This is a genomic window from Streptomyces sp. PTL18 (assembly GCF_059510295.1).
Map to the genome: position 1 here is coordinate 155,440 of NZ_JCAJZO010000003.1, position 24,122 is coordinate 179,561.

General features: G+C 71.7%; 20 protein-coding genes and 1 pseudogene. 11 read left to right on the plus strand and 10 right to left on the minus strand.

The genetic code is table 11. The features are described 5' to 3' along the window. Positions 1-906 carry a DUF1707 SHOCT-like domain-containing protein gene (locus tag AC5WS8_RS07690; protein ID WP_496102536.1) on the plus strand — a complete coding sequence of 302 codons (906 nt, stop codon included), beginning with the start codon at positions 1-3 and terminating at the stop codon, positions 904-906. A 33-nt stretch (positions 907-939) separates the two neighbouring features. Here AC5WS8_RS07690 and AC5WS8_RS07695 read toward each other — a convergent pair whose 3' ends face one another. Next, the gene (locus AC5WS8_RS07695) at positions 940-2,271 is read right to left on the minus strand and encodes an SGNH/GDSL hydrolase family protein (protein ID WP_496102537.1); all 1,332 of its coding nucleotides are present in this window, start codon (positions 2,269-2,271) and stop codon (positions 940-942) included. A gap of 244 nt (positions 2,272-2,515) precedes the next feature. On the opposite strand from AC5WS8_RS07695, the gene AC5WS8_RS07700 reads away from it, so the two are divergent. Next, positions 2,516-3,859 carry a DUF445 domain-containing protein gene (locus AC5WS8_RS07700; protein ID WP_496102538.1) on the plus strand — a complete coding sequence of 448 codons (1,344 nt, stop codon included), beginning with the start codon at positions 2,516-2,518 and terminating at the stop codon, positions 3,857-3,859. A gap of 63 nt (positions 3,860-3,922) precedes the next feature. Next, positions 3,923-5,470: an MFS transporter gene (locus AC5WS8_RS07705; RefSeq protein WP_496102539.1), complete on the plus strand. Its 1,548-nt coding sequence runs from the start codon at positions 3,923-3,925 to the stop codon at positions 5,468-5,470. A 207-nt stretch (positions 5,471-5,677) separates the two neighbouring features. Here the strand turns inward: AC5WS8_RS07705 and AC5WS8_RS07710 are convergent, their stop codons facing one another. Then, positions 5,678-5,980, minus strand: a complete 303-nt coding sequence (locus AC5WS8_RS07710; protein WP_468242062.1) for a hypothetical protein — start codon at positions 5,978-5,980, stop codon at positions 5,678-5,680. 201 nt (positions 5,981-6,181) lie between these two features. Between AC5WS8_RS07710 and AC5WS8_RS07715 the strand changes: the two genes are divergently transcribed. Beyond that, on the plus strand, positions 6,182-6,604 hold the full coding sequence (locus AC5WS8_RS07715; protein WP_496102540.1) for an Hsp20/alpha crystallin family protein: 423 nt from the start codon (positions 6,182-6,184) through the stop codon (positions 6,602-6,604). A gap of 277 nt (positions 6,605-6,881) precedes the next feature. Continuing rightward, positions 6,882-7,319: a DUF2267 domain-containing protein gene (locus tag AC5WS8_RS07720; RefSeq protein WP_496102785.1), complete on the plus strand. Its 438-nt coding sequence runs from the start codon at positions 6,882-6,884 to the stop codon at positions 7,317-7,319. A gap of 183 nt (positions 7,320-7,502) precedes the next feature. Here the strand turns inward: AC5WS8_RS07720 and AC5WS8_RS07725 are convergent, their stop codons facing one another. Further along, complete coding sequence (locus AC5WS8_RS07725) at positions 7,503-8,300, minus strand: alpha/beta fold hydrolase (protein ID WP_496102541.1); 798 nt, start codon at positions 8,298-8,300, stop codon at positions 7,503-7,505. A gap of 61 nt (positions 8,301-8,361) precedes the next feature. On the opposite strand from AC5WS8_RS07725, the gene AC5WS8_RS07730 reads away from it, so the two are divergent. Together AC5WS8_RS07730 and AC5WS8_RS07735 are read left to right on the plus strand one after the other, a co-directional pair. Next, a complete protein-coding gene (locus AC5WS8_RS07730; RefSeq protein WP_496102542.1) occupies positions 8,362-8,835 on the plus strand; it encodes a MarR family winged helix-turn-helix transcriptional regulator in 474 nt (157 codons plus the stop codon). Beyond that, positions 8,787-9,401: pseudogene (locus tag AC5WS8_RS07735) on the plus strand (MmyB family transcriptional regulator); the annotation flags it as partial. The gene AC5WS8_RS07730 and the pseudogene AC5WS8_RS07735, both read left to right, overlap by 49 nt. Before the next feature lie 49 nt (positions 9,402-9,450). On the opposite strand, the gene AC5WS8_RS07740 reads toward AC5WS8_RS07735, so the two are convergent. The 5 genes from AC5WS8_RS07740 to AC5WS8_RS07760 form a co-directional block, all read right to left on the minus strand. After that, positions 9,451-9,903, minus strand: coding sequence for a hypothetical protein (locus tag AC5WS8_RS07740; RefSeq protein WP_496102543.1), 453 nt, complete (start codon positions 9,901-9,903; stop codon positions 9,451-9,453). A gap of 469 nt (positions 9,904-10,372) precedes the next feature. Beyond that, on the minus strand, positions 10,373-11,137 hold the full coding sequence (locus AC5WS8_RS07745; protein WP_496102544.1) for an alpha/beta hydrolase family protein: 765 nt from the start codon (positions 11,135-11,137) through the stop codon (positions 10,373-10,375). Positions 11,138-11,605: 468 nt separating this feature from the next. Then, positions 11,606-14,755, minus strand: coding sequence for a DEAD/DEAH box helicase (locus tag AC5WS8_RS07750; protein WP_496102545.1), 3,150 nt, complete (start codon positions 14,753-14,755; stop codon positions 11,606-11,608). Between the two features lie 243 nt (positions 14,756-14,998). Next, positions 14,999-16,009 carry an SEC-C domain-containing protein gene (locus tag AC5WS8_RS07755; protein WP_496102546.1) on the minus strand — a complete coding sequence of 337 codons (1,011 nt, stop codon included), beginning with the start codon at positions 16,007-16,009 and terminating at the stop codon, positions 14,999-15,001. Between the two features lie 117 nt (positions 16,010-16,126). Then, entirely contained in the window at positions 16,127-17,602 is a 1,476-nt protein-coding gene (locus AC5WS8_RS07760) for a glycoside hydrolase (protein ID WP_496102547.1), read from the minus strand. Between the two features lie 263 nt (positions 17,603-17,865). Between AC5WS8_RS07760 and AC5WS8_RS07765 the strand changes: the two genes are divergently transcribed. Both AC5WS8_RS07765 and AC5WS8_RS07770 read left to right on the plus strand, forming a co-directional pair. Beyond that, positions 17,866-18,696: a class E sortase gene (locus tag AC5WS8_RS07765; RefSeq protein ID WP_496102548.1), complete on the plus strand. Its 831-nt coding sequence runs from the start codon at positions 17,866-17,868 to the stop codon at positions 18,694-18,696. Positions 18,697-19,029: 333 nt separating this feature from the next. Further along, the gene (locus AC5WS8_RS07770; RefSeq protein WP_496102549.1) at positions 19,030-19,887 is read left to right on the plus strand and encodes a fumarylacetoacetate hydrolase family protein; all 858 of its coding nucleotides are present in this window, start codon (positions 19,030-19,032) and stop codon (positions 19,885-19,887) included. 116 nt (positions 19,888-20,003) lie between these two features. On the opposite strand, the gene AC5WS8_RS07775 is transcribed toward AC5WS8_RS07770, so the two are convergent. Together AC5WS8_RS07775 and AC5WS8_RS07780 are read right to left on the minus strand one after the other, a co-directional pair. Next, entirely contained in the window at positions 20,004-20,471 is a 468-nt protein-coding gene (locus AC5WS8_RS07775) for a heme-degrading domain-containing protein (protein WP_496102550.1), read from the minus strand. Beyond that, the gene (locus AC5WS8_RS07780; protein ID WP_496102551.1) at positions 20,468-21,553 is read right to left on the minus strand and encodes a Gfo/Idh/MocA family oxidoreductase; all 1,086 of its coding nucleotides are present in this window, start codon (positions 21,551-21,553) and stop codon (positions 20,468-20,470) included. The genes AC5WS8_RS07775 and AC5WS8_RS07780 overlap by 4 nt, the downstream gene beginning before the upstream one ends. On the opposite strand from AC5WS8_RS07780, the gene AC5WS8_RS07785 reads away from it, so the two are divergent. Then, entirely contained in the window at positions 21,552-22,745 is a 1,194-nt protein-coding gene (locus AC5WS8_RS07785) for an ROK family transcriptional regulator (protein WP_496102552.1), read from the plus strand. The two genes, AC5WS8_RS07780 and AC5WS8_RS07785, sit on opposite strands and share 2 nt — an antisense overlap. Positions 22,746-23,081: 336 nt before the next feature. Continuing rightward, positions 23,082-24,095: a hypothetical protein gene (locus AC5WS8_RS07790; protein WP_496102553.1), complete on the plus strand. Its 1,014-nt coding sequence runs from the start codon at positions 23,082-23,084 to the stop codon at positions 24,093-24,095. Positions 24,096-24,122: the final 27 nt, after the last annotated feature.

Sequence of the window (24,122 nt, forward strand, 5' to 3'; positions counted from 1 at the left end):
ATGACCGACGCTGTGTCTCACGGGGGAAGCGACGAGCAGCGGCCGGCGCCGCACACCCGCCTCCCGGATCCGGATCTGCGCGCCTCCGACGCCGATCGTGAACGTGTCGCCGAGGTCCTCAGGGACGCCCTCGCGGAGGGCCGTCTCGACATGGAGGAGTTCGAGGAGCGGCTGGAGGCGACGTACAGGGCGCGGACGTACCGCGAACTGGCGCCGATCACCCGGGACCTGCCGGCCGCGGGTGTCACACCGCCGGTCGTGTCCCTGAGCAAGGAACCGGCGCCGAGCGGCGGTTGGGCCGGGCGGATCACCGGTGGCGAGGGATCGTCCTCGTGGGCGGTCGCCGTGATGTCCGGGTTCCAGCGCAAGGGGCGCTGGCGGGTGCCGAAGCGGTTCAACTGCTTCGCCTTCTGGGGCGGCGGTGAGATCGACCTCAGGGAGGCGGACTTCGCGGACCGCGAGGTCGAGATCAACTGCGTCGCGATCATGGGCGGGATGAACGTGATCGTGCCACCCGGTGTCGAGGTGGTCGTGCGCGGCATCGGCATCATGGGCGGCTTCGACCACCGCGAGGAGGGCGTGCCGGGGGAGCCGGGCGCGCCGCGCGTGGTCGTCACCGGGTTCGCGTTCTGGGGCGGGGTCGCTGTCGAGCGCAAGCTGACCAAGGCCGGGCGGCAGCGGCTGAAGGAGCAGCGGCGCCAGGAGAAGCTGGAGCGCGGAGCCGGCCGCGGGGAACTGGAGAACTCCCCCCGAGAGGGCCTGGAGGGCCTGCTCGACGCCCACAGGGCGCTCGAGGAGCACCGCGAGTGGATGCGTGAACGCCGCGAGGAGCGGCGCGAGCAGTACCGCGAGCGCCGTGAGGCGCGGCGCGAGGAGCGCGACCGGCGCCGTCACGGCGGCTGGTGAACGGGGTCAGCGTCTGCAGTCCGGCGCCGGCCCCTACAGCTCGGCGGGCGCGGTGCCCAGGAGCGAGGTCAGGCCGACGGCCTCCGCCATCCTCCTGAAGCCCCGGTCGCTGGGGTGGAGGTGGTCGCCCGAGTCGTAGTCGGGGCGCAGCCGGCGCGGGTCGTAGGGGTCGCGCAGCGCCCGGTCGAAGTCGACGACCGCGTCGAACACGGTGCCCGAACGGATCTCCGCGTTGACGGCCTGGCGCACCTGCTCGCGGTCGGCCCGGTAGAGGCGGTGGCCCTCGAACGGCGTCAGCGTGGCGCCGACGACCTTCAGACCGCGGGCGTGGGCCTCGCGGACGAGGGTGCGCAGGCCCGCGGTGATCCGGTCGGGGTCGGCGTGGCCGGGGTCGTGGAGGATGTCGTTGACGCCGAGGTCGATGACGACGACCTTGGCGTTCGTGCGCTCCAGCACGTCGCGGCCGAAGCGGCTCAGACCGCTCGGGTTGTCGGCCGGCCGGCCCCCGCCGCTCGCCAGGACCTCGTTGCCGCTGATGCCCTCGTTGACCACGGTGTAGCGGGGCACGTCATCCCGTCCGGCCGCCTGGCGCAGCCGCTCGGACAGCACGTCCGTCCAGCGGCGGTCGGCGCCCACGGTGGAGGTGATGCCGTCGGTGATCGAGTCGCCGAACGCGACGACGGTGCCCGTCGCCTCGTTGCTGAGCAGGTCGAGCGCGGTCAGACAGCGCCAGGAGAGGGTCGGGGTGGTGAAGGGCAGGCCGCTGGTGTCCTCGGTGCGGTCGCCCTGGGCGACGTAGGAGATCTGGCGGGCGTACCGGTGGTAGGTGACCGGGCCGGACGGGGTGGGGGAGTAGGTGGTCACCAGGACGTCCGCACCGCGCGGGACGACGATCCGTACGGCGTCGCTGATCACCTGATCGCCGGGGGCGATGACGACCGAGGGCAGGCCGCCGAAGGTGAGCCGGCGCATGCTGCCGTCGGCCGCCCGCGCGGTGCCGTCCGTGGCGGCGAGGGCGATCGAGGCGTGCGTGATGCTCAGGGGCTGCCCGCCGTAGAGATTGGACAGCGTGATCCGGGCGCCCGTCCCGCCGACGCCGACGTGGACGACGTTGCGTACGGACCTGCCCGCCGTTCCGGTGGCCCGGGTGCCGGGCTCGGCCCCGGACGGCGAGGCCGCCCAGGCGCTCACCCAGATGCCGGTGGAGGCGGGTGCGGCGGCGTCCGGCGGGGTCGGCCGGGCGACGGCGAGTGTGCTGCGGCGACTGCCGTCGCCGGCCGTGACCCCGAGGTATATGGCGGCCGAGACGGTCAGCACGATCGTCAGGACAGCCGCCAGCAGGGCATAACCGTGTTTCCTGGTCATGCGGATGCGTTGTCTCCTAGGGCGAGCGGAACCCAAGGCTCCGTTTTTGATCATTCCCATGATGCGTCATGGGGCGCAGGTGACCGACGCGGCCCTGGGCCGGCTCCTGGACGAAACCTCTGACGTAACTCCGGAAAGCCCCGGAATCTTCCCGCTCCGGACCCGATGTGGGGAACTCCTGTTCCGTTCCAGGAGTCGGTCGGGAAGGGACAATGTGTACGGGGGACGCGGACGGGTGGAGTGGATGGAACGGACGAAGACCGACGACGAGGTGACGGTGCGGCAGCGGGCCCGCCCCGACGTGGACGTCGCCGCCGGCCGGGCGATGACCTCCTTCAGCCCTGCCGACGAGGAGAAGCGCCGGGGCGTACGCCGCATGAAGGGCACGGCCACCGGGTTGCTGCTGCTCGTCGCGGTCGTGTACGCGTTGGCCAGATGGGCGCAGAACTCGGGCGCGGGCCCCTGGGCGGGCTATGTCGCGGCGGCCGCCGAGGCCGGCATGGTCGGCGCGCTCGCCGACTGGTTCGCGGTCACGGCCCTCTTCCGTCACCCGCTCGGCCTGCCGATCCCGCACACGGCGATCATCCCCAACAAGAAGGACCAGCTGGGCGTCTCCCTCGGCGAGTTCGTCGGGGAGAACTTCCTGTCCCAGGAGGTCGTACGGCAGCGGCTGCGCGCCGTCGGTATCGCGAGCCGCCTCGGTGCCTGGCTCGCCGACCCGGAGCACGCCGACCGGGTCACGGCGGAGCTGGCGACGGCCCTGCGCGGTGCCCTGACCGTGCTGCGCGACTCCGACGTCCAGGCGGTGGTGGGCGAGGCCATCACCCGCCGCGCCGACGCCCAGGAGATCGCCCCCGGGCTCGGCAAACTGCTCGAACGCGTCGTCGCGGACGGCGGCCACAAACGGATCGTCGACCTGGTCTGCGCCCGCGCCCACGACTGGCTCGTCCTGCACGACGACCAGGTGATGGCCGCCGTCCAGGGCGGCGCCCCCGGCTGGACACCCCGCTTCGTGGACAAGAAGGTCGGCGAACGGGTCTACAAGGAGCTGCTCCGCTTCGTCACCGAGATGCGGGACGCGCCCACGCACCCGGCGCGCGGCGCCCTCGACCGGTTCCTCGCCGACTTCGCCTCCGACCTGCAGTCCGACACCGACACCCGGGCCCGCGTGGAGCGGCTCAAGGGCGAGGTGCTGGGCCGCGGCGAGGTGCAGGACCTGATCGCGTCCGCCTGGACGGCCGTACGATCCATGATCGTCTCGGCGGCGGAGGACGAGCGCAGCGAGCTGCGGCTGCGGGTGCGGGCGTCGCTGCTGTCGCTGGGCGCGCGCATGGCCACCGAGCCCAGGACGCAGGGGAAGGTGAACTCCTGGGTGGAGGGGGCGGCGGTGCACGTCGTGACCACCTACCGCAGGGAGATCACCTCCCTGATCACGGACACGGTCGCGGGCTGGGACGCCGGCCACACCACCCGCAAGATCGAGGCGCACATCGGCCGGGACCTGCAGTTCATCCGGATCAACGGCACGGTGGTGGGCTCGCTGGCCGGGCTGCTGATCTACACGGTGTCACGGGCGCTCGGGGCGTAACCGGCGCCGGCGCGGGAACCCGGGGCGCGTGCGGCGCCACCCGGCGCCCCTGAGGAGGGAGCCATGTCGACCACCGCGCCACGCCCTGGCACGGTCACCACCGCCATACCCGCCCGTCTCGACCGTCTGCCCTGGTCACGCTGGCACTGGACGATCGTGATCGGCCTCGGCACGGTGTGGATCCTCGACGGCCTGGAGGTCACGGTCGTCGGTAACATCGCCAGCCGTCTGTCGGAGCCCGGCAGCGGCCTGGCGATCAGTTCGGGCCAGGTCACCGGTGTCGCGGCCGCCCTGTATGTGGCGGGCGCCTGCTTCGGCGCCCTGTTCTGGGGCCGTCTGACCGACCGGTTCGGCCGCAAGAAACTCTTCATGATCACTCTTGCGGTCTATCTCGCCGCCACCGCCCTGACCGCGGTGTCCTTCCAGGCCTGGTGGTTCTTCCTCTTCCGCTTCCTGACCGGCTTCGGCATCGGCGGAGAGTACGCGGCCATCAACTCCGCGATCGACGAACTGATCCCGGCGAAGTACCGGGGCCGCGTCGACCTGATCATCAACGGCAGCTTCTGGGTGGGTGCCGTGGCCGGCGCGCTGCTGTCGATCCCCGCCCTGAACACGTCCTTCCTCGCGGCGAACGTCGGCTGGCGGCTGACCTTCGCCCTCGGCGCCGTCCTGGCCCTGGTCATCCTGCTGGTGCGGCGGCACGTCCCGGAAAGCCCGCGCTGGCTGCTGATCCACGGCCGGGACCGGGAGGCGGAGGAGATCGTCTCCGCCATCGAACGGCAGGTCGAGGAGCAGAAGGGCGAGCGGCTGCCCGAGCCGGACGGCGGCGAGCTGGAGATCCACCAGCGCAGGAGCGTGAGCTTCGCGGAGATCGCCCGCACCGTCTTCGGCCAGTACCGCAAGCGGGCCGTCCTCGGCTTCTCCCTCTTCATCGGCCAGGCGTTCCTCTACAACGCGATCACCTTCGGCTTCGGCGCGATCCTGACCAAGTTCTTCAACGTGCCGGCCGACCACACCGGCTACTACTTCGCCGTCATCGCGGTCGGCAACTTCTGCGGTCCGCTGCTGCTCGGCCACCTGTTCGACACGGTCGGCCGCCGGGTGATGATCTCCTCGACGTACCTGCTCTCGGGCCTGCTGCTGTTCGGCACGGCCTGGCTGTTCGACCGGGGCTCGCTGGGCGCGGCCACCCTCACGGCCTGCTGGTGCGCGGTGCTGTTCTTCGCCTCGGCAGGCGCCTCCAGCGCCTACCTCACGGTCTCCGAGATCTTCCCGATGGAGACCCGGGCGATGTCCATCGCCTTCTTCTACGCCCTCGGCACCGCGGCCGGCGGCATCAGCGGTCCGCTCCTGTTCGCCCACCTCACCGGCACGGGCAGGGTCGGCGACACGGTCCTGGCCTTCTCGATCGGCGCGGCCCTGATGTGCGGGGCCGGCCTGGTCGCGGCGGCACTGGCGGTACGGGCCGAACGGCGCTCGCTGGAGGACATCGCCCGCCCGCTGACGGCTGTGGCGGGCCGGGCCAGGACGGCCGCCCAGGGCGCCCGGCCCTCCCGCCGGACCCCCGGCACCGAGGGCCCCACGGCCCCACCGGCGGCGAGCGCGCCGTAACGGCACAGGCCGGGCACCGGCGGTACGCCGTACCGCCGGCGTTCCAGATGAGCGGCCTTCGCCTCCCTCGATGACGACGACGGCGGCCGTGTCGCGAGGGGGGCCCGCTCGGCGGTGGTCGCGTCGCGAGCGGCCCGCCCCGCTTGGCGGTGGCCGTGTCGCGAGGGTCGCTCGGCGGTGGCCGTGTCGCGAGGGGGCCCGTCTGTCCTAGCCGCGCCGGTCGGCCACGGCCCAGGACGCCAGGGCCACGGCCCCGGCCACTCCGAACACCGAGGGCCACGCCCCCACCTTCTTGGCCAGCGGGTGCGATCCGGCGAAGGCGGCGACGTACGCGGCGGTCAGCGCCCCCGCCGCCGCACCCCCGGCCTGCCGCCGCCACCGCTGCGCGGCCGCTGCACCCGCGACGGCCAGCACGGCTCCGCCCAGCTGCCGCTTCCTGGTCCAGCGGGCGACCCCGTAGCCGCCGACGAGCCCACTCGCGGCCACCAGGGCCGTAGGAACCTTCGCCATCGCAGTCTTCCTCCCGATCATCGTTCCGGCGGGATGAGGCTAACTCCGCGCAGGGGAGCGCCCGGGAGCAGGGTGCTGCTGGGCGCGCCGCCGCAGTCGCACCAACTTGAGTCGGAGCTTGTCAACTTTCTGCCTCCGCGCTATATAAGAAGACGTAAAGGGCATCGCACACGCAGCGCCTGACGAAGGGAGTGACCTGTGATGCTCATGCGCACGGATCCGTTCCGCGAGCTCGACCGGCTCACGCAGCAGGTCTTCGGCTCCACCGCACGCCCCTCCGCGATGCAGATGGACGCCTACCGTTCCGGTGACGAACTCGTCGTCCACTTCGACCTCCCCGGCATCGACCCCGAGTCGATCGACCTCGACGTCGAACGCCACGTCCTCAACGTCCGCGCCGAGCGCCGCTCCCCGGCCCCCGAGGGCGCCGACATGGTGGTGGCCGAGCGTCCCACCGGAACCTTCACCCGTCAGCTGTTCCTGGGCGACACCCTGGACACGGAGCGCATCGAGGCCTCGTACGACGCCGGCGTCCTCACCCTCCGCATCCCCGTCGCCGAGGAGGCCAAGCCGCGCCGCATCCAGATCACCGGTGGCGACAAGCCCAAGCAGCTCAGCAGCTGACAACCGCCGAAAGGTGCCCGTCCCGTGTCCGAAAGCCCATGGGACGGGCAGCGGTAACCGGGTACCCGGGAGGCGACCGGGTGGGAAGCGAAACTGGAGGAGTACGCGCAGGATGAGAACGACCACGACGAGCGCGGCGGCGACGGGTACGGCGATGACCGGCACGCTCGGCAAGGTGACGACGGGCCCCGTCGACACGACGACCACGGTGGAGACACCGGTCACGTTGGACGCACCGGTCAGGGCGGGCGCACCGGCCAGGGCGGGCGCAACGGCCATGGTGGACGCACCGGTCACGGCGGAGGCGACGTCCCGGCCCGGCTGGTCCCGGCTGGTCGACGCGGTGCAGGAATCCGGCCAGTACGCGACCGTCAAGGAGGCGGAGCGCATCATCCGTATCGTGCTCTCCGCCCTCGGCGGCCATGTGATCGGCGACGAGCGCGTGGAACTGGCCCACCGCCTCCCCGAGGAGGCGGCGCGCCTGATCGCCTCGCAGATCCCGGTGACACGGCCGCTGACGGCGCCCGAGTTCGTGGACGCGGTGGCCACCCGGATCGAGGGCGCCACACCGGCGACGGCACGCTGGGACGTCAGCGCGGTCCTCGGCACGCTGCCCGCCCTGGTGGGAGACGACCTGACGACTCGTCTGATCCGCCAACTCCCCTCCGGATACGCGCTGCTGTTCGGAAAGGCGGACCTGACACCGGCAGCGTGACACCGGCGCCGCCGCACGCACGATCGAGCCCCTGACCGCGGAGCGAGGGCCGGGTGATCCCCGTGTGACCCGGTTCTCCCCCGCGGCGGGAGCGGCAAGGGGCGGGTGCCGCTCGCAGCCGGCGGGCGACTGCCGGCCGGGCGTGTTCGCCTGACGCCTGGTCGCGGCCGCTTGGGGCGGGTGTCACTCGTGTGTGACGAGCGGCACCCGCTCCTCCATGTACGCGGCGATGTGCGCGAAGGTGGCGTCCGGCTGCTCGATGTGCGGCAGATGGCCCGCCTTCGGGACGACCTCGAGCCGGCCGTCACCGAAGGCCCTGGCGAACGCGGCGCCGTAGGCGGGGCTGACGATACGGTCGCTCTCGCCCCAGAGGAGGAGGGCGGGAACCCGGACCCGGCCCGATCGGCGCAGCAGCTTGGGGTCGTGCATGTAGGGGTCACCGGCCAGGGCGCGCAGCGTGGCCACGTTGGCCTGGCGGACGGCGAGTTGGTCGGCCGGGAGCGTGGCCGGGTCGACGTAGTGGCGGTCCGGGTCGTGCCAGGAGTGCTCGGCGACGCCGCGGGCGTCGAGGGCGAAGAAGTCGGTGATCGGTTCCGACTCGATGTGCACGCCGACGGCGTCGATCAGGACGAGGCCGCTGATGATCCCGGCCGTGTCCCGTACGGCCATCTCGGCGGCGATCCAGCCGCCGAGCGAGGAGCCGACGACGAGGACGTCGGCCGACCCGCGGCCGCGCAGAAGGTCCAGGTACGCGAGGGCGAGGTCGTCGACACCGGTGAGCCATGCGGGCCGCTGGGTGCCGTCCCATCCGGGGTGCACGGGTGTGAGGGTGTGCGCGCTCTCGGAGAGGCGCGCGGCCAGCCCGGCCACCGTGGCCGGCCCCCCGCCGCCGTGCAGGACCAGGACCGGCCTGCCGTGGCCGGCTTCCGACAAGGTGAGGGACAGGTCGTCGTAGACGACCGCTGTGGTCTTCGTCTGCATGCGACCACAGTAACTAAGTATCTTTATTTAAGCTAGCTCAGTCACTGGGTAGACTTGCCCCATGCACTCCACGCGCGGCGATCTCGGCGACCTGCAAGCCCTCGGCAGGGCGATCAAGCAAGCCCAGTACCGGCAGCACCGGGCCCTCGACAGCGCCCTCGCGGCCGTCGGCACCACGCTCGCCCAGTGGGACGCCCTCCGGGCGATCAGCCGCTCCCCCGGGGCGTCGGCCCGCGAACTGGCCACGGCGACCTTCCAGACCGAACAGGCCTTCGGCACGCTCGCGACCCGCCTCACCACCCAGGGCCTGATCGAACGCCGCCCGGGTCGCGGCCGCCGCATCGAGCACCACCTGACATCCGCCGGCGAACAGGTCCTGACGAGGGGCGGCAAGGTCGCCGAGGAAGTACTCGCCACATGCTTCGCCGCCCTGCCGGACACGGACCGGGAGACGCTGCTCGGCCTGCTCAGCCGCCTCAACGGCGAAGAGGGCACCTGTTCCGCCCGGCCGGCACCAGCGCACCGCCCGGCATGAGCGCCCTGCGGCAGGTGCGCCCGCACGTGGCCCGCATGCCGCAGCGGCTGCCGGAGGCCGCAGCGATCGTCACCGACGCGTCCTGCGGCCTCGTCGCCTGGAACCCGCTCGCGCAGGCGCTGCTCGGCGCCGACCTCGGCCGCGGCACCACGAACCTGGCCCGCCGCCGCTTCCTCGGCCGGGGCCGCATGTACGAGAGCACCAGGGCCGAGCAGTTCGGGCACACCGTGGTGGCACGACTGCGCCGCGCCGCGGACCGCTGCCCCGACGCCGAGCCGGCCGCCCTGCCGGCCGAACTGCACACCGGCAGCGAGGAATTCCGCCGGATCCTGAAATTCCGCCGGATCCGGGAAAGCCACCCGATCCACGCCCCCGGCCACCGCACCAAAGCCGTCGACCACCCCTCGGTGGGCAGACTGCGCCTGAACTGCGACGTCCTCCTCGTACCGGAGGACGACCAGGAGGTCGTCCAGATCACGGCGAAGCCGGGCTCACCCTCCGCACGGGCGTTGCGCGCTCCGGCCGCAACGGCCGCCTCACGAAGGGCGGATCGGTGGGCGGCGTGACATCCCGTCAGGAGCCCCGGGTGCTGTCGGGTGCCGCGGTGAGGCCGTGTCAGCCGTACAGCACCGCAAGCGATCCGAGGAGGAGCGCGGCTGCGACGGACAGGCCCAGGACCCTGTAGCGGCTCCACGCGGCAAGCGCGAGGAAACACGCCCACGCTCCGCCCACGACGGTGGCAGCCCACCAGCCGGCGCTCGTCTGGGCGGCGGCGAGGGGGATGGGCGCCAGCACGATCGTCGGCGGGAGGACCGCGAGCCGTGGCCTGATGTCCAGCAGTCCGTAGACGACGATCAGCGTGATCAGCGCTGTCGCGAACGTGAGGGGGACGACGGCGAGATCCCACCAGGTGAGGCAGAGGCCGTCCGTCGTCTCACATGCCTGCTTGCTGTACTGCTCGACCCAGGAGAAGAAGCGGCAGGCACCCCAGGCCAGTACCGCGCCGGTGACAGCCGCTCCGGATACGCGCGGCGCGATGGGCCTGGGCTCTGTGTAGGGCGTGTCCATGCCTACAGACTCCTTCGAAGGGCGGCCGCGGTCCTGAGTAGGAATACTCAGGACCGCGGCTCAGACCGCCCAAGTGACGGAGCCCAGGCTCCTCTTGGGACCCACTGGCGGCCTCCCGTCGCGGACACGGGGCACCGGCCCCGTAGGAAGCCCCAACCGCGTTCCACGCTGTCCGCGACCACGCTCGACGCACCGAACGCGCACGAACTCACCCGCTTCTGCCAGGACCTGCTCGGCCGGCCGCGCCGGGCCCTCCCCGAGTACGCCCTCCCCGAGTACGCCCTCACCGAGCACGGCATGGCCGAGCTGCGGCTCCGGCTGACCGGGACCGCACCACAGCGGAACACCCGCAGCGACATCCTGCTGCGGGTGTTCTTCCTCGGCGTGCTGTACGTAGCCCCGGCCGCTTCTCGATGATCACCGGGGGATCCGGCGCCCGAGCGGTTGCCGGACGCCGATACCCCTCGGATCAGGCCGGTGAGATGACGGCCCGGCCGAGGTGCCGCGCGAAGAACCGGACCGCGCTGTCGGCCTCGAACCTGGGCAGCTCCTTGTGCCTGCCCGTGTTGGCGTGCAACGTCTTCTCCTTCGAGGCGAAGGCGTCGAACAACGCCAGGCCGGACGCGCGCGGGATGTGCTCGTCGTCCCACTGGAGCGCGAACTCGACGGGGACGGTGATCTGCTTCGCCGTCTCGGCCAGGGCGTCGGGCCAGTGCAGACCGAAGACCGCGGCGCTGATCCTGGGTTCGATCGCCGTCAACGGCACCCCGATCGCGGTGCCCATGTTCAGGCCGTAGTAACCGACCGGCCCCTCGGAGCCGATCTCCGGCAGCTCCTGGAGGGCGTCCAGGGTCGCCTGCCACTCGGGTACGGCGCGCTCCGCCAGGTGGGCGTTGTACCGGACGACGATCGGACCTTCCGGCTCGCCCGCCTCCCTCGCCCGGTACAACTCGGCTATTTCCTGCTCGTCGTGCGCCGTACGCGGCCGGTCGCCGTGACCGGGCGCGTCGATGCAGGCGACGTGGAAGCCGCAGCCGGTCACGAGAAGGCGTGCGCGGCCCGTCATCGCCGGCCACTTCTTGTACGTGCCGCCACCGTGGCCCATCAGCACCAGGGGAGCACGACCGGCGCCGGACGCCGGCGACCAGAGCACACCGGGGATCCCGCCCAAGGCGAAGTCGCGTTCGAGGACACCGTTCGCCGACGACTCGGCGGTGAACTTCAGAGAAGACATGGGTTGCTGCCTTTCGGGAGTGCCTTGTTGTCGAGGCGCTCCCGGCGACACCTACGTCAGTCGCCGGCCGTGAAGACGAGGGGGAGCACCCACACGCATACAGCCTTCATGGGTCTCACCTCCTCGGTCGGTGTCACGGCTGCCCGCAAGCTACCGACTCAAGTGCCGCTCCACCAAGTCCTTTTATTGCAAGGTGCAGGTCCCCCAGCCGTCCGAGGCCCCGGTGTCCGGGGTGCACGCCTCGACTCCGCATACCGCGCCACCCCGTGAGTGCGAGTGGCGCCGTATGCGCAGTCAGGAGTCCGGTTCTGGCGCGGCGCTCGGCGGTTGCCGTGCGCCGTGTTGGCGAGCAGACCCCCCTCCACCACATCCCCGGCTGGCGACAACGCCCCGGCAGGGGGAATGACCGCCGTCTCCTGCGCGGACGCCAGCGACAGAATCGGCATCACGTAAGCGGTGTCGGAGTCCTCATCCGCTGGCGACCGCGGCCGCGTACGACCACACGTCGGCGGGCAGCTCGTGCTGCAGATCCCACGTGATCGCCATGGGCTTGCTGCCGGTGTGTCCGAAGTAGGTGGCTGGACCCAGAAGCATCCACGGCTCCGACTTCCCGATGCTGTTGCGCTTGTAGCGGCGCAGGAACAGCAGGACGTGGCTGCCCTGCTCGGCATGGTTCCGGTAGCGCAGGCCAGTTGGTGACTCAGCCGGTGTGGTGCTCTGCGACTCCCAGTGGAAGCGGGTGGGGCTGAGAGCGTAGTCCTTGTAGCGGATCGTGGGGGAGAAGTCCCGCTCGCTCTTCTCCAGAGTGATGAGCAGAGCGTCGGTCTTGATCTTCTCGACCCACCGCACGCCCTGTCCGAAGTCCCTGGGCATCTGGCCACCCAGTTGCGCCACGCCCAGAGCCGCGAGGATCTCGGAGCGGTTGTATGCACTGTGGACCTTCAGCGGGATATGGCCGAGCGGGCCGTCCAGGGGGATGGGGAAGTGGTCGGCTTCGTCGAGGACGTGGGTCAGGACCTGCCGGAGCTCGTCACGGACGACATGCTGGGTGCGCAGCGACTCGAGCCCCTGGTGGTAACCGGTGAAGCCCCCGGCGTTGTCCCACAGGTTGAAGAAGAACATGCGAGCATACGCCTGTCCCTTCGGGGACAAGGAGTCGTAGTCCGGAGCGTCGTCCTCGAGCAGGCGCAGATATGCCCGGACCCGTTCCGGGTCGTCGACGTGCAGGAAGGCGTGAACGCGTTTGAGGAGCTCGGCTTCACCCGGTGGGGCCGCCGCTTCTATGAGTCCTGCCTTGCGCAGCACCTTGGTCCAGGAGTTGTCGCTCTTGTAGAGCTCCTTGATCTCCCGGCGGCTCTCACGCAGGTAGTCGGCCAGCTTGGGCGTGCTGTAGTCCCTGACCTCCTTTGCCAGCGTGGTGATGGTGGCCTTGAGCTGTGTACGGACGTTGTCGAGGACGAGGTCCTTGGACTTGCCCTCCAAAATGATCTGGCAGCCCGAGGGCAACTGCGGGAAGTCACGCTCGATGTTGGCGAGCAGACGGTTGCGGGAGAGGTTGGTCAGGGCACGGAACTGCTCCTCGAAGCGGAACTCCGCTCGGTGCTGGCCGATGAAGTCGAGCACCGTCAGCACCGGCTTGCTCGGCGTACGGCGCAGCCCGCGCCCGAGCTGCTGGAGAAAGACCGTCGCGCTGTTCGTGGGCCTCAGGAGGAGCAGAGTGTCGACGTCCGGTACGTCCAGACCCTCGTTGAACAGGTCGACGGAGAAGATCACCTGGATACGTCCGGCTTTCAGTTCCTCGAGCGTGTGCTCTCGCACAGCGGGAGCCGAGTCGCTGTCGAGGGCTTCGGCTCGGAGACCTGCCTCGCGGAAGCACTCGGCCATGAAGTGTGCGTGCTTCTTGCTCACGCAGAAGCCGAGCGCCCGCATCGCGCCCGGGTTGGCGATCTTGTCCCTGACCTGCTTGATGACGATGCGGGCCCGGGCGTGGTCACCCGTGTAAAGGTTGCCGAGCGCCTCCCGGTCGTAAGTGCCGGATCGCCAGGCGAGGTTGGTCAGGTCCGTCCCGTCCGGGAGCCCGAAGTAGTGGAAGGGGCACAGCAGATCGTTCTCGAGGGCCTCCCAGAGCCGCAGTTCGGCGGTGATACGGCCGCCGAAGAACTCGTCCTGCACATTGAGTCCGTCCATCCGCTCCGGGGTAGCCGTGAGACCGAGCAGTTCGGTGGGTTGGAAGCGCTCGATGACCCGTCGGTACGTATCCGAGGTCGCATGGTGGAACTCGTCGATGACGATGACGTCGAAATGCTCCGGCGCGAGCTGCTCGAGCCGCCGGAGGTTCAGGGACTGGACGCTGGCGAAGACATGAGTCCAATCGCTTGGCTCCCGTCCGTTGTGCAGCAGCTCGCCGAAGGAAGCGTCGTCGAGCACCTCGCGGTAGGTCCGTAGGGACTGCCGCAGGATCTCCTTGCGGTGGGCGACGAAGAGCAGCCGTGGAAGGGCTCCTCCGAGCTTGTCGCGGAGGCTCCGGTAGTCAAGGGCGGCCATGACCGTCTTGCCGGTGCCGGTAGCCGCGACGAGGAGGTTCCGGTGGCGGTCGCGGATCTCGCGCTCGACCCGGAGGCGCTCCAGCATGTCCTTCTGGTGCGGGAGCGCATGTACTTCGAGGCCGGACAGGCTGATCTTCGGCTCTCCGGCTGACCCGGTGCCGCCGGCCCGGGCCAGCGCCTCGGCAAGCCGTTCGCCGTCCCGGTCGGGGTCGTACGCCTCGAACGCAGCGTCGGCCCAGTAGGCGTCGAAGGTCGCCTCGAACTTGTCGAGCACCCTGGGAGTGGCCACCGACGAGAGCCGGACGTTCCACTCCAGACCATCGAGCAGCGCGGCCTTCGACAGGTTGGAGCTGCCCACGTACGCCGTGTCGAAGCCGGTGTTGCGCCGGAACAACCAGGCCTTGGCGTGGAGACGCGTGGACCGGATCTCGTAGTTGACCTTCACCTCGGCACCGAATTCGCGGACCAGGCGGTCAAGGGCGTACCGATCGGTGGCGCCGATGTAGGTGGTCGTGATCACACGGATCGGAACACCGCGCTCCTTCGCCGCACGCAGCGAGTCCTCGAGTACCCGTATGCCGTGCCACTTCACGAAGGCACACAGCAGGTCGATCCGGTCCGCGGTGGCGAGCTCTGCCCTCAGCTCGGCCCCGAGGCTCGGATCGTCCGGGGCGTTCGTGATCAGCGCGGTTTCGGAGAGGGGTGTAAGGGGGCGGAGGGCGAAGACCCCGGGCGCCTCCTGCTCGGCCAGAGCCAAGAGCTGCCGGGGACCATCAGCGATGGCGCTGGCGGCCTGGTCCTCGTCCGGGTCGGGGGCGCTGGCAGCCAGCGCCTGCATGATCTGGTTGGCGGCGGCCACCTGTTTCTTCTGCGGCAGCTGACTCAATCGGCGTCCCACAGCTTCACCGATGTACCGGGCCAGCACGTGGGGTGCTGACTCCTCGCTGACCGTGGCATCGATGGCCTTCCAGCCTTCGGCTTCCAGGCGCTCTATCCGGTCCCGCAGTTTTTGGGTGATGAGCTGCTCGTAGACACCCGCGACCGGCTGCGACAGGCCCCCCGACTCCCCCACGACTGCTCCTTTGATCCCTCGTGGCGTGTCTGCGCGACCGCTCGCGCTGACAGGGGTCTGTTCTAACAGGAACCACCGACAATCGAAGGTGCCGTGCCGAAGGGGGCTCCGTCCCGCGCGATCGCGGCTGAGCGAGTGCCGGAGCAGGTTTGGCCACCTCGCACGACTCCGAACAGGCCTTGCCAGAGCCGTGAGTGGCGAAAACCACCCATCGCAGTGATGCCAGATCAGGGAGCCCCGCGCCTAGCCCCCGTGGCACTCCTCGTACGCCTGCCCCTTCCCGCACCAACACCCATCCCCCCGCTCCGGCGGCCAAGCCACAGCCCGCCCCCGGGCCGCCAGCGTCGTCGCGTACTGCGGCAGCAGCGAGACGTCCGCCGGTGACGCGCCCTCCGACGCCGCGAAGGCCTCGTAGGACGGCACCGTGCCCGAGACGATCCCCAGGTTCCCCGTGCCCGAGACCGCCAGTTCCCGCAGTGAGCCCTCTATCGTCGCCAGGTGCTCCTCGTGCGAGGGGTACTCGGCGGCCAGTGACGGGTACATCGACACCAGCTCCGCCAGCTCGCCCGCCGGCCAGTGCAGGACCGCCACCGGGAACGGGCGGGACAGGGCCTCCCGGTAGGCGCCCAGTTCCGCTCGGAGGCGGGTGATCTCCGCCTTCAGTTCCGCCGGGTTGTCCGAGCCCAGGGTCCAGATCCGCTTCGGGTCGTGCAGCTCGTCCAGGGTGATGGAGGAGGAGTGGACCGTGTCCGCCAGGGCGTCCCACGTGTCGTGGGCGGCGCCCAGCATGCGGCGGACGCGGTGGCGGCCGTAGAGGAGGGGGTGCGTGGACTGCGGGGGTTCCGTGGCGTCGCCGACCAGGAGGCGCAGGCCCTCCGTGAACGTCTCCTCCGCCGCCTGGAGCTCGTCGTGCGCCTCCAGGGACTCCGCGACGATCACCCAGGGGGCCGGGTGCCGTGGCGCGGCCGTGCGGATCCCCTCGATGATCGCCCTGGCTTCCGCCTCGTGGTCGTACTCCCACAGGTTGGACGCCTTCAGGGCGCGCACCAGGTGGGGGCTCTCCAGTGGCTCACCGGAGGACAGCAGGCGGTCGTACAGCGCGGTCGCGCCGGGGCGGTCGCCGGCCAGTTCCCGGTGGGCCGCGGCCTGCAGCAGCAGGTGCTCCGCGTCCTCCGGATACAGGCCAGCTGTCCGCTCCAGGCGTGCCGCCTCGGCGGGGTGGTCGACATTCTCGGCAGGCGTGTCGGGGCGCATGGGGGACACCGTACTGCCGACGGCTGACAAACGAGAGAGATTCGCAGGCCAGAGGTGGCGGAGGTCTCCCTTGGGAGTCGTGTCGCGGTGGTCACTTCGCCGGAGTCACATCGCGGGTCAGGCCACCACTCCGTCCACCTGCAGCGTCTGCACCGCCCCCGCCGCGAACGGCACGCTCAGCGTCTTTCCGCTCAGGTAGCTGTCCGAGTGGGATGTGTACAGGTCGCCGCCACCGCCCGTGACCGTGTTCCAGCGGGGGACCACGCCGCCCGTGCCGCCGGTCACGGTCGTGAAGCGGGAGAGGTCGAAGGTCAGGGTCTGGGCGGAGGTGGACTTGTTCGCCGCCACGATCACCAGGCGTTTCGCCGACTTGTCCAGGGCCGCGACCGCGTAGTCGACACCCGTGTCGAGGATCGTCATGCCGGGGCGGATGTGACGGCTGAACTGCGCCATCACGTAGTACTTCGTCTGCACCGCGCCCGGCTGGAGCGTGCTCGCGTCGTAGGCGATCATCGCCCAGCTCGCCGTCGGGTCCATCACCTGCCAGTAGACCCACGCCGTCGGGTGCAGCCAGCGGAAGTCGAGGAGCAGGTTGCTCGCCAGGGTGAGGCCGGTGGCGTCGCCGTCGCCCGTCTCCGAGTTCCACAGGCCCTTGCCCGACGTCGTCACCACGTCCGTGTAGAGGAGGTCCCTGCGGCCGCCGGACCCCTGGTAGCCGTGGACGTTGACGCGGTTGACGTAGCCCTTCGTCGTCGAGCTGAAGGAGCCCCAGGTCGTACGGGCGAGGTCGTAGCCCGTCTCGTCCGATGCCGAGATCTTCGTTCCCGTCAGGCCGCGCTGGTCCAGCTCGCTGCGCAGGTACGGCAGCACGGCCGACTGCACGGACGCGCCCATGTGGCAGCCCTCCTGGGTGCCGTCCGCCTTCCACCATCCCGACGACGGCTCGTTGAAGGCTTCGACCGTCGTGAAGTTCACGCCCCAGTTGTTCCTGGCGTAGAGGGCGACGGAGGCGAGGTGGGAGGCGTACTGGCGGTGGTTCCAGGACTGGAGGTTGTCGCCGCCGTCGGAGGCGCCGGAGGGGTTGTGGTTCAGGCACATCCACCACATGGGGGAGTTGGCGAACAGCTCGCTGACGGCGCCGCGTTGGGTGGCCTTGACGAGCATCGCGCGCTGGGTCGCGTCCGCCGTCCACTTCCAGGCGGAGGACGTCGGGTCCTCGTTGTTCCAGTCCTGCCAGTAGCCCTCGATCTGCTTGAAGGACGGGATGTTGGGCGAGGCGACCATCGACGCGCCGCCCACGCTGTTCCAGCTGCACGCGCCGAGGTTGTAGCGGGCGATGTTCAGGCCGAGGCCGGGGAGTGTCCTGCCGCCGTACGACACCGACTTGGTGGTGAAGAAGATGTCGGCGAAGTCGTCCCGGGCGCCGAAGACGTTCGCCCACCAGGCCAGGGAGGTACCCCAGCCCTCCCAGCTTCCGTAGGTCGTGCCCGGCTTGACCCCGATGGTCGCGTCCGCGTGCGCCGTGCCGGTCGCCAGCGCGCTTCCGAGGAACGAGCCGCCCGCGGCGGCCAGCAGGGTTCTGCGTCGGATCATGGGGCTTCTCCGCCTCTCCGTGCCGCTCGAACGCCGGGTCGTCCCTCCGGCGCCGAACGGTTCCGCTGGATGCAACACGAAGGATCGGGTGCGGCGGACGGGTTGTCGAGGGTTGTGACGGCCCTTTCTAAAACCGGTAGATGAAGGGGGAGGGAGAGAGGGAGGGGAGCGGACGGGAAGGGGAGTGTCGGACGTACGGGCCTGGTGACTTGGAGGCTCACCTTCTATCGTGCGGGCGGCTCCCGGGAGAAGGAGGCGTACGCATGCGGGCTCTGCGGACGGTGCGGGCTTCCGTGGTCGTGCACCGCACCCGGCGGCGCCGTGCCCTTCGCCGCCGTGCCCTGTGGGTCGGTGGGGAACTCCTCGTCACCGTCGGTCTGGTGCTTCTGCTGCTCGTCGTGCACGAGGTGTGGTGGACCGACCGGGAGGCCCGGCAGGGGGCTGAACGGAAGGTGGAGGCGCTGGAGCGGGAGTGGGGGACGGCGGCGACGCCGGGCGGGGTGGCGCTCCCCGGCGCGGCGGTCCCGGGCGCGGACGCCGGAGAGAGCGGGAACGGCTCCGGGGGGCCGGCCTCCTCGCCCGCGCGGGCCGGGAGCGGTGGCGGCCGGCGGGCCGGCGGCTTCCCACAGCTGCGCCCCACCCCGTCCCAGGCCTACGCCGTCCTCGTCATCCCGCGGCTGCGTCTCCGCGTCCCCGTCGCCGAGGGTGTGGGCAGGGCGGAGGTGCTGAACAAGGGGTACGTCGGCCACTATCCCGGCACCCAGCAGCCGGGCCGGACCGGGAACTTCGCCGTGGCCGGGCACCGGAACACGCACGGCGAGCCGTTCCGGTACCTCGACCGGCTGCGGATCCGGGATCTCGTGCGGGTGGAGACCGGGGCGGCCGTCTACACGTACGCCGTCGACCAGGTCCTGCCGCAGACCTCCGCGCGGGACTCGGGCGTCCTACGGCCCGTGCCGCGCTCGGCCGTCAAGCCCGCTTACGGCTACAGCGACCCCGGGTCCTACCTCACCCTCACCACGTGCACCCCCGAGTACACCTCCCGGTACCGGCTGGTGGTGTGGGGCAAGCTGCTGTCCACGCGGCCCCGGTGACGCCGGACCTCCTCACGCCGGCCCCCGCGGCACCACAACGGCGACCGTGCCCTCGTCACCGTGGCGGTGGTGCCGCCGGCCGCCGCGCTGTACGTGGTCACCGGTACGACGTGGGAGCGCGGTGGAGCGGGCGGTGCTCCACCGCTGAGCGCGCCGGAGCGGGAGACCGGGGTCGGGGCGGTCGTCGACGGTCCGGTAAGTGAACGGAGTATTGCGGACCGACCGCCGATCTTGGACGATCGACCAGTCCTCCGATGGCTGTGCGCCGGCCGTACCTGGCCGCGCCCGGCCGCACCCTTCGGCGGCTGCCCGCGATCCAGGGAGACTATGACCATGAAGCTGCTGCGAGTCGGTACGGCGGGGTCGGAGCGGCCCGCGCTGCTCGACGCCCAGGGAACCCTGCGGGACCTGTCCGGTCTCGTCCCGGACATCGACGGGCCGCTGCTCGCCGACGGCGCGACGCTCGGCCGCGTCCGCGCCGCCGCCGAGTCCGGCGAGCTGCCGGAGGTGGACCCCACCGGGCTGCGCATCGGGCCGCCGCTCGCCCGGATCGGCAAGATCGTCTGCATCGGGCTGAACTACCACGACCACGCCCGCGAGATCGGTGCCGAGCCGCCCGCCGAGCCGGTGATCTTCTTCAAGGCGCCGGACACGGTGGTCGGGCCCAGCGACACGGTGCTCGTGCCGCGCGGGTCCACCAAGACCGACTGGGAGGTGGAACTCGCGGTCGTCATCGGGCGTACGGCCCGCTGTCTGGAGTCCCGGGAGGAGGCGCTGGCGCATGTCGCCGGGTACGCCGTCGCGCACGACGTCTCCGAGCGCGAGTTCCAGATCGAGCGCGGGGGGACCTGGGACAAGGGCAAGAACTGCGAGACCTTCAATCCGCTGGGGCCCTGGCTGGTGACGGCGGACGAGGTGCCGGATCCGCAGAACCTCTCCCTGAAGCTGTGGGTCAACGGGGAGCTGAAACAGGACGGGACCACGGCCGAGCAGATCTTCCCGGTCGCCGAAGTCGTGCGGTACGTCAGTCGGTTCATGACGCTGTATCCGGGTGACGTGATCAACACGGGGACGCCGGCGGGGGTCGCGCTGGGGCGGCCCGAGCCGAAGCCCTTCCTTCGGGCCGGGGACGTGGTGGAGCTGGAGATTGCAGGGCTTGGGCGGCAGAGGCAGGAACTGAAGGACGCCTGATGGGTGGGGAACTGCGCCTGCCCGCCAACTGAAAGGCCGCATGCGGTTGCTCGCACCGACGCAGCGGAGCCGCATGTCGACACAGCCCCGCCCCCCTTCGGAGGTGCCCCCGGCCCCTAGTCCTCGAACCTCTCCAACGCTTCGACCACCAACCGGTGGTCCTCCACCTGCGGCAACCCCGACACCGTCACCGTGCCGATCACTCCGGCCCCCGCCACCCTGATCGGGAAGGAGCCGCCGTGGGCCGCGTAGACGTCCGGGTCCAGGCGGGACGACTCCTCGAACGTCGTCCCCTTGGCGCGGAAGCGTGAGCCGACCAGCAGGGACGAGCAGTCGTAGCGTTCGACCACGCGGCGCTTGCGGTCGATCCAGGCGTCGTTGTCCGGGGTCGAGCCGGGCAGCGCCGCGTGGAAGAGCTGCCGGCCGCCGCGGCGGATGTCGACGGCCACGGGGGCCTGACGCGCCCGCGCCAGCTCCACCAGCAGCGTGCCCAGCCGCCACGCGTCGTCGTACGTGAAATGAGGGAGCGTCAGGCGACGCTCCTGCTCCTCCAGTTCGGGGATTCCGGGGGCCGCGGCGGTCACAGCCTCACCTCCACGCCCTCGCGGGCCGAGCGGCGCGCCGCTTCCAGGACGTCCAGGGCCTCGGCCGCCTCCAGGGCCGTCACCGGGTTCGGACCGCCCTCGCGCAGCGCCGCGGCGATCGCCTCGTAGTACGCCGGGTAGTCGCCGGGGACGGTCGGCACGGCGTCGCCGCCGCCGGTCGGCGGGGAGTCCCCGGAGCCGATACGGCCCCACCGGGACTCGGGCTCCCGGCCCCACTCCGGGCCGGGGCGCAGGCCCTCGCGCAGGGCCGCCTCCTGTGGATCCAGGCCGTACTTGACGTATCCGGCCCGCGAGCCCAGCACCCGGAAGCGGGGGCCGAGCTGGGCCGCCGTCGCCGAGACGTACAGGTGGGAGCGGACGCCGCTGGTGTGCGTGAGCGCGATGAACGTGTCGTCGTCCGCCTCCGCGCCCGGGCGGCGGACGTCCGACTCGGCGTACACCGAGGCGGCGGGGCCGAAGAGGACCAGTGCCTGGTCGACGACATGGCTGCCCAGGTCGTACAGCAGACCTCCGATCTCTTCGGGGTCTGCGGACTCCCGCCAGCCGCCCTTGGGCTTCGGGCGCCAGCGCTCGAAACGGGACTCGAAGCGCCAGACGTCGCCCAGTTCGCCCCCGGTCAGCAGCTTGCGCAGGGTCAGGAAGTCGTTGTCCCAGCGGCGGTTCTGGAAGACCGAGAGCAGCAGGCCCCGCTTCTCGGCCAGCGCCGCGAGCCCGCGCGCCTCGGCCGCCGTGCCCGCGACCGGCTTGTCCACCACGACCGGCAGGCCGGCCTCCAGGGCCGCGGTGGCGATCGGGACATGCGTCTTGTTCGGCGAGGCGACGACGATCAGGTCCAGTTCGCCGGTGCGCGGCCACAGGTCGTCGGCGGTGGCGGCGAGCCGCACGTCCGGGAACGCGGTGCGGGCCTGCCGCTGCCGCTCCGGGTTCGAGGTGACGACCGTGTCGAGGACCAGGCCCTCGGTCGCGGCGATCAGCGGGGCGTGGAAGACGGAGCCCGCGAGGCCGTAGCCGACCAGGCCCACGCGGAGGGGGGTGTCAGTGCCAGGGGCTGTGCCAGTCATGCGGTCACTTTCGCAACAGTGTTGCCAAAGTGCAAGCGGCGGGGAGAATGGGGGTGTGAACAGGACGTACGCGGGGCCGGGCGGAGGCGGCGGGTATGCGGGAGGGACGGGGAGCGGCGTGAACCTGCTCGCCCTGCGCAGCCACAACACGGCGCTGGTGCTGGATCTGCTGCGCTCGGCGGGGGAGCCCGGGATCAGCAGGCTGGAGCTCGCGGAGCGGACCGGACTCACCCCGCAGGCCGTCAGTAAGATCATCGCCCGGTTGCGGGCGGACGCCCTCGTGGTGGAGGCGGGCCGCCGTGCCTCCACGGGAGGCAAGCCGCGCACGGTGCTGCGGCTGGTGCCGGACGCCGGGCACGCCGTGGGGCTGCACCTGGACCGGGACGAGCTGCGGGCCGTCCTGTGCGACCTCACCGGAGCCGTGGTCGCGGAGCGGCGGGTTCCGTTGGACCTGGGCGCAGGGGCGGAGACCGTGGTCGAGGAGGCGGCCCGCGAGGTCGAGGGACTGCTGGGTGAGGTGGCCGTGCTCGGCCTCGGGGTCGCGCTGCCCGGGCCGCTCGACCACCGGCACGGTGTGCTGCACCGGGTGACCGGGTTCCCCGAGTGGGACGGATTCCCCCTGCGGGAGGCACTGGCCCGGCGGCTGGCGATGCCCGTGGTCGTCGACAAGGACACCAACGCCGCCGCGCTCGGGCTCACCCTCGGCGGGGCGGCCGAGACGACGGGCGCGTCGTTCGCCTATCTGCACCTCGGGACCGGACTCGGCGCCGGGCTGGTGATCGGCGGCGACGTGCACCGGGGCGCGCGGACCGGGGCGGGGGAGTTCGGGCACCAGGTCGTCCAGCTCGACGGGCCGCCGTGCGGGTGCGGGAACCGGGGGTGCCTGGAGGCGCTCTGCCTCGCCGCCGTGGCGCGCGGCGACCTGCCGGAGGCGGCACGCGTCCTCGGAGTGGGCGCCGCCAACCTGGCCGTTCTGCTCGACATCGACCTGGTCCTGCTCGGCGGCCGTACCGTCGCCGCGTACCCGGAGCCCTTCGTCCGGGGGGTGGGCGCCGTCCTCGACGCACGCGCCCGGCGTGAGGGTTCGACGGCTGCCGTACCGGTGGCCGTCGCCCCCGGTGGAGCGCGCGGCGTGGCGGAGGGCGCGGCCCAGCTGCTGCTCGCGCCGTTGTTCGGGCGCGCGGAGGCCTGACCGGCTGCCGCCCTGCCGCCGCGGTCTTCGGTCCGGGTCCTGCCTTGTGGCGGTGGCTGGTCCGGGTCCTGCCCTGTCGCGGGAGCCCGGTCCGGTCCCGCCCATGTGCACACCCGGCGACTGTGCCCACCGCGGGCCCGGTGACTGTGTCCCCGCGGGCCCGGCGGCTGTGTCCCGCCCTTCCGCGCGCCCGGCGACTGTGCCCACCGCGGCCCCCGGTGACTGCGCTGATCGGGGGGACTTGGGCGGCCCGGCCCGGCTCGGAGGGCGTGGCGCGCCCGGGGGTGGCGCCCCCTGTCCGGTCATATCTTCATGCGACACTCTCGACCGACCGGTATGCCCAGCCGGCCTCACCGACCCAGCCGGCCTCACCGACCCCGGCGGGCCCGGTGGGCCTGGCGGGCCGGACTGCCCAGACGGGCGTGGCCGCCGTGGTGGGCCGGGCCGCCCCACCCGGCCGGGCCGCCCCACCCGGCCGCGCCGGCCCTCCCCACTCCGCCGGCCCTCCCCACCCCGCCGGCCCTGCTCCTCCCCCTCCTCGCTCTCCTCGCTCTCCCTCCCCTCCTCGCCCTCCTGCCCTGTGCCCTCGCCGCCGCCGTCCTCCTCCCGCAGGCGCCCGCCGCCGCGCTCCCGGCCGGCCCACGGCCCAGCTGTGACGGGCGCGACCGGCACACCTTCCCCCTCACCGCCCGCATCCGCGGCGGGCCGGGGACCTACGTGGCCGGTGGCTCCGCCCATACCTGGTACATCGACCTGAAGAACACCTCCGCGCAGCCCTGCGGCAGCATCCACCCGGTGCTCGTCCTCGCCGACACCCGCCGCGCGCTGACGGCCGGACAGGCCGAGGCGGAGTTCTTCGAAGGCGACCATCCGCATCCCGTCACCTTCCAGCGCACCGACGAGCAGGAACTGGTCGGTCCCTTCGACGACGGCTTCCGCGGCTTCACCGTGGCCCCGGGCCAGACCCTCAGCGTGAAGGTGCGGCTCGCGCTCGCCTCCGGCACCCCGCAGGACGAGGTCGTGGCGACGGCCGCGATCGTGCGGCGGCGCGGCGACGACGGCGACTGGGTCGGCCAGTCGAACGACTACCGGTTCACGATCGAGGGCGACGCCCGGACGAAGACCGGGTCCGGCTCCCGGTCGCCCGCCTCCCGTCGCAGCCAGGCCGCCGAGGCGCTCGCCGACACCGGCCCCCGGGCGCCGCGCGGCCTCGGCACGATGGCCGGAGGACTGCTCCTGACGGCGGGCGGCCTCCTCGCGGCGGGCCTGCCGCTGCTGCTGTACCGGTGGCACCGCCGGTACCGCGCGCGGTACTCCGTGCCCGGCGGGAAGGAGGCCGACCGGCCCTGATTACGCTGGGGCCCCGGGCGCACCCGT

Coding starts and splice junctions, on each gene's coding strand:
- AC5WS8_RS07700 (WP_496102538.1), top strand. CDS start 2,516: ATGGAACGGACGAAGACCGACGACGAGGTGACGGTGCGGCAGCGGGCC.
- AC5WS8_RS07705 (WP_496102539.1), top strand. CDS start 3,923: ATGTCGACCACCGCGCCACGCCCTGGCACGGTCACCACCGCCATACCC.
- AC5WS8_RS07725 (WP_496102541.1), bottom strand. CDS start 8,300: ATGCAGACGAAGACCACAGCGGTCGTCTACGACGACCTGTCCCTCACC.
- AC5WS8_RS07745 (WP_496102544.1), bottom strand. CDS start 11,137: ATGTCTTCTCTGAAGTTCACCGCCGAGTCGTCGGCGAACGGTGTCCTC.
- AC5WS8_RS07695 (WP_496102537.1), bottom strand. CDS start 2,271: ATGACCAGGAAACACGGTTATGCCCTGCTGGCGGCTGTCCTGACGATC.
- AC5WS8_RS07690 (WP_496102536.1), top strand. CDS start 1: ATGACCGACGCTGTGTCTCACGGGGGAAGCGACGAGCAGCGGCCGGCG.
- AC5WS8_RS07790 (WP_496102553.1), top strand. CDS start 23,082: ATGCCCAGCCGGCCTCACCGACCCAGCCGGCCTCACCGACCCCGGCGG.
- AC5WS8_RS07760 (WP_496102547.1), bottom strand. CDS start 17,602: ATGATCCGACGCAGAACCCTGCTGGCCGCCGCGGGCGGCTCGTTCCTC.
- AC5WS8_RS07730 (WP_496102542.1), top strand. CDS start 8,362: ATGCACTCCACGCGCGGCGATCTCGGCGACCTGCAAGCCCTCGGCAGG.
- AC5WS8_RS07770 (WP_496102549.1), top strand. CDS start 19,030: ATGAAGCTGCTGCGAGTCGGTACGGCGGGGTCGGAGCGGCCCGCGCTG.
- AC5WS8_RS07715 (WP_496102540.1), top strand. CDS start 6,182: ATGCTCATGCGCACGGATCCGTTCCGCGAGCTCGACCGGCTCACGCAG.
- AC5WS8_RS07720 (WP_496102785.1), top strand. CDS start 6,882: ATGGTGGACGCACCGGTCACGGCGGAGGCGACGTCCCGGCCCGGCTGG.
- AC5WS8_RS07755 (WP_496102546.1), bottom strand. CDS start 16,009: ATGCGCCCCGACACGCCTGCCGAGAATGTCGACCACCCCGCCGAGGCG.
- AC5WS8_RS07780 (WP_496102551.1), bottom strand. CDS start 21,553: ATGACTGGCACAGCCCCTGGCACTGACACCCCCCTCCGCGTGGGCCTG.
- AC5WS8_RS07740 (WP_496102543.1), bottom strand. CDS start 9,903: ATGGACACGCCCTACACAGAGCCCAGGCCCATCGCGCCGCGCGTATCC.
- AC5WS8_RS07785 (WP_496102552.1), top strand. CDS start 21,552: ATGCGGTCACTTTCGCAACAGTGTTGCCAAAGTGCAAGCGGCGGGGAG.
- AC5WS8_RS07765 (WP_496102548.1), top strand. CDS start 17,866: ATGCGGGCTCTGCGGACGGTGCGGGCTTCCGTGGTCGTGCACCGCACC.
- AC5WS8_RS07710 (WP_468242062.1), bottom strand. CDS start 5,980: ATGGCGAAGGTTCCTACGGCCCTGGTGGCCGCGAGTGGGCTCGTCGGC.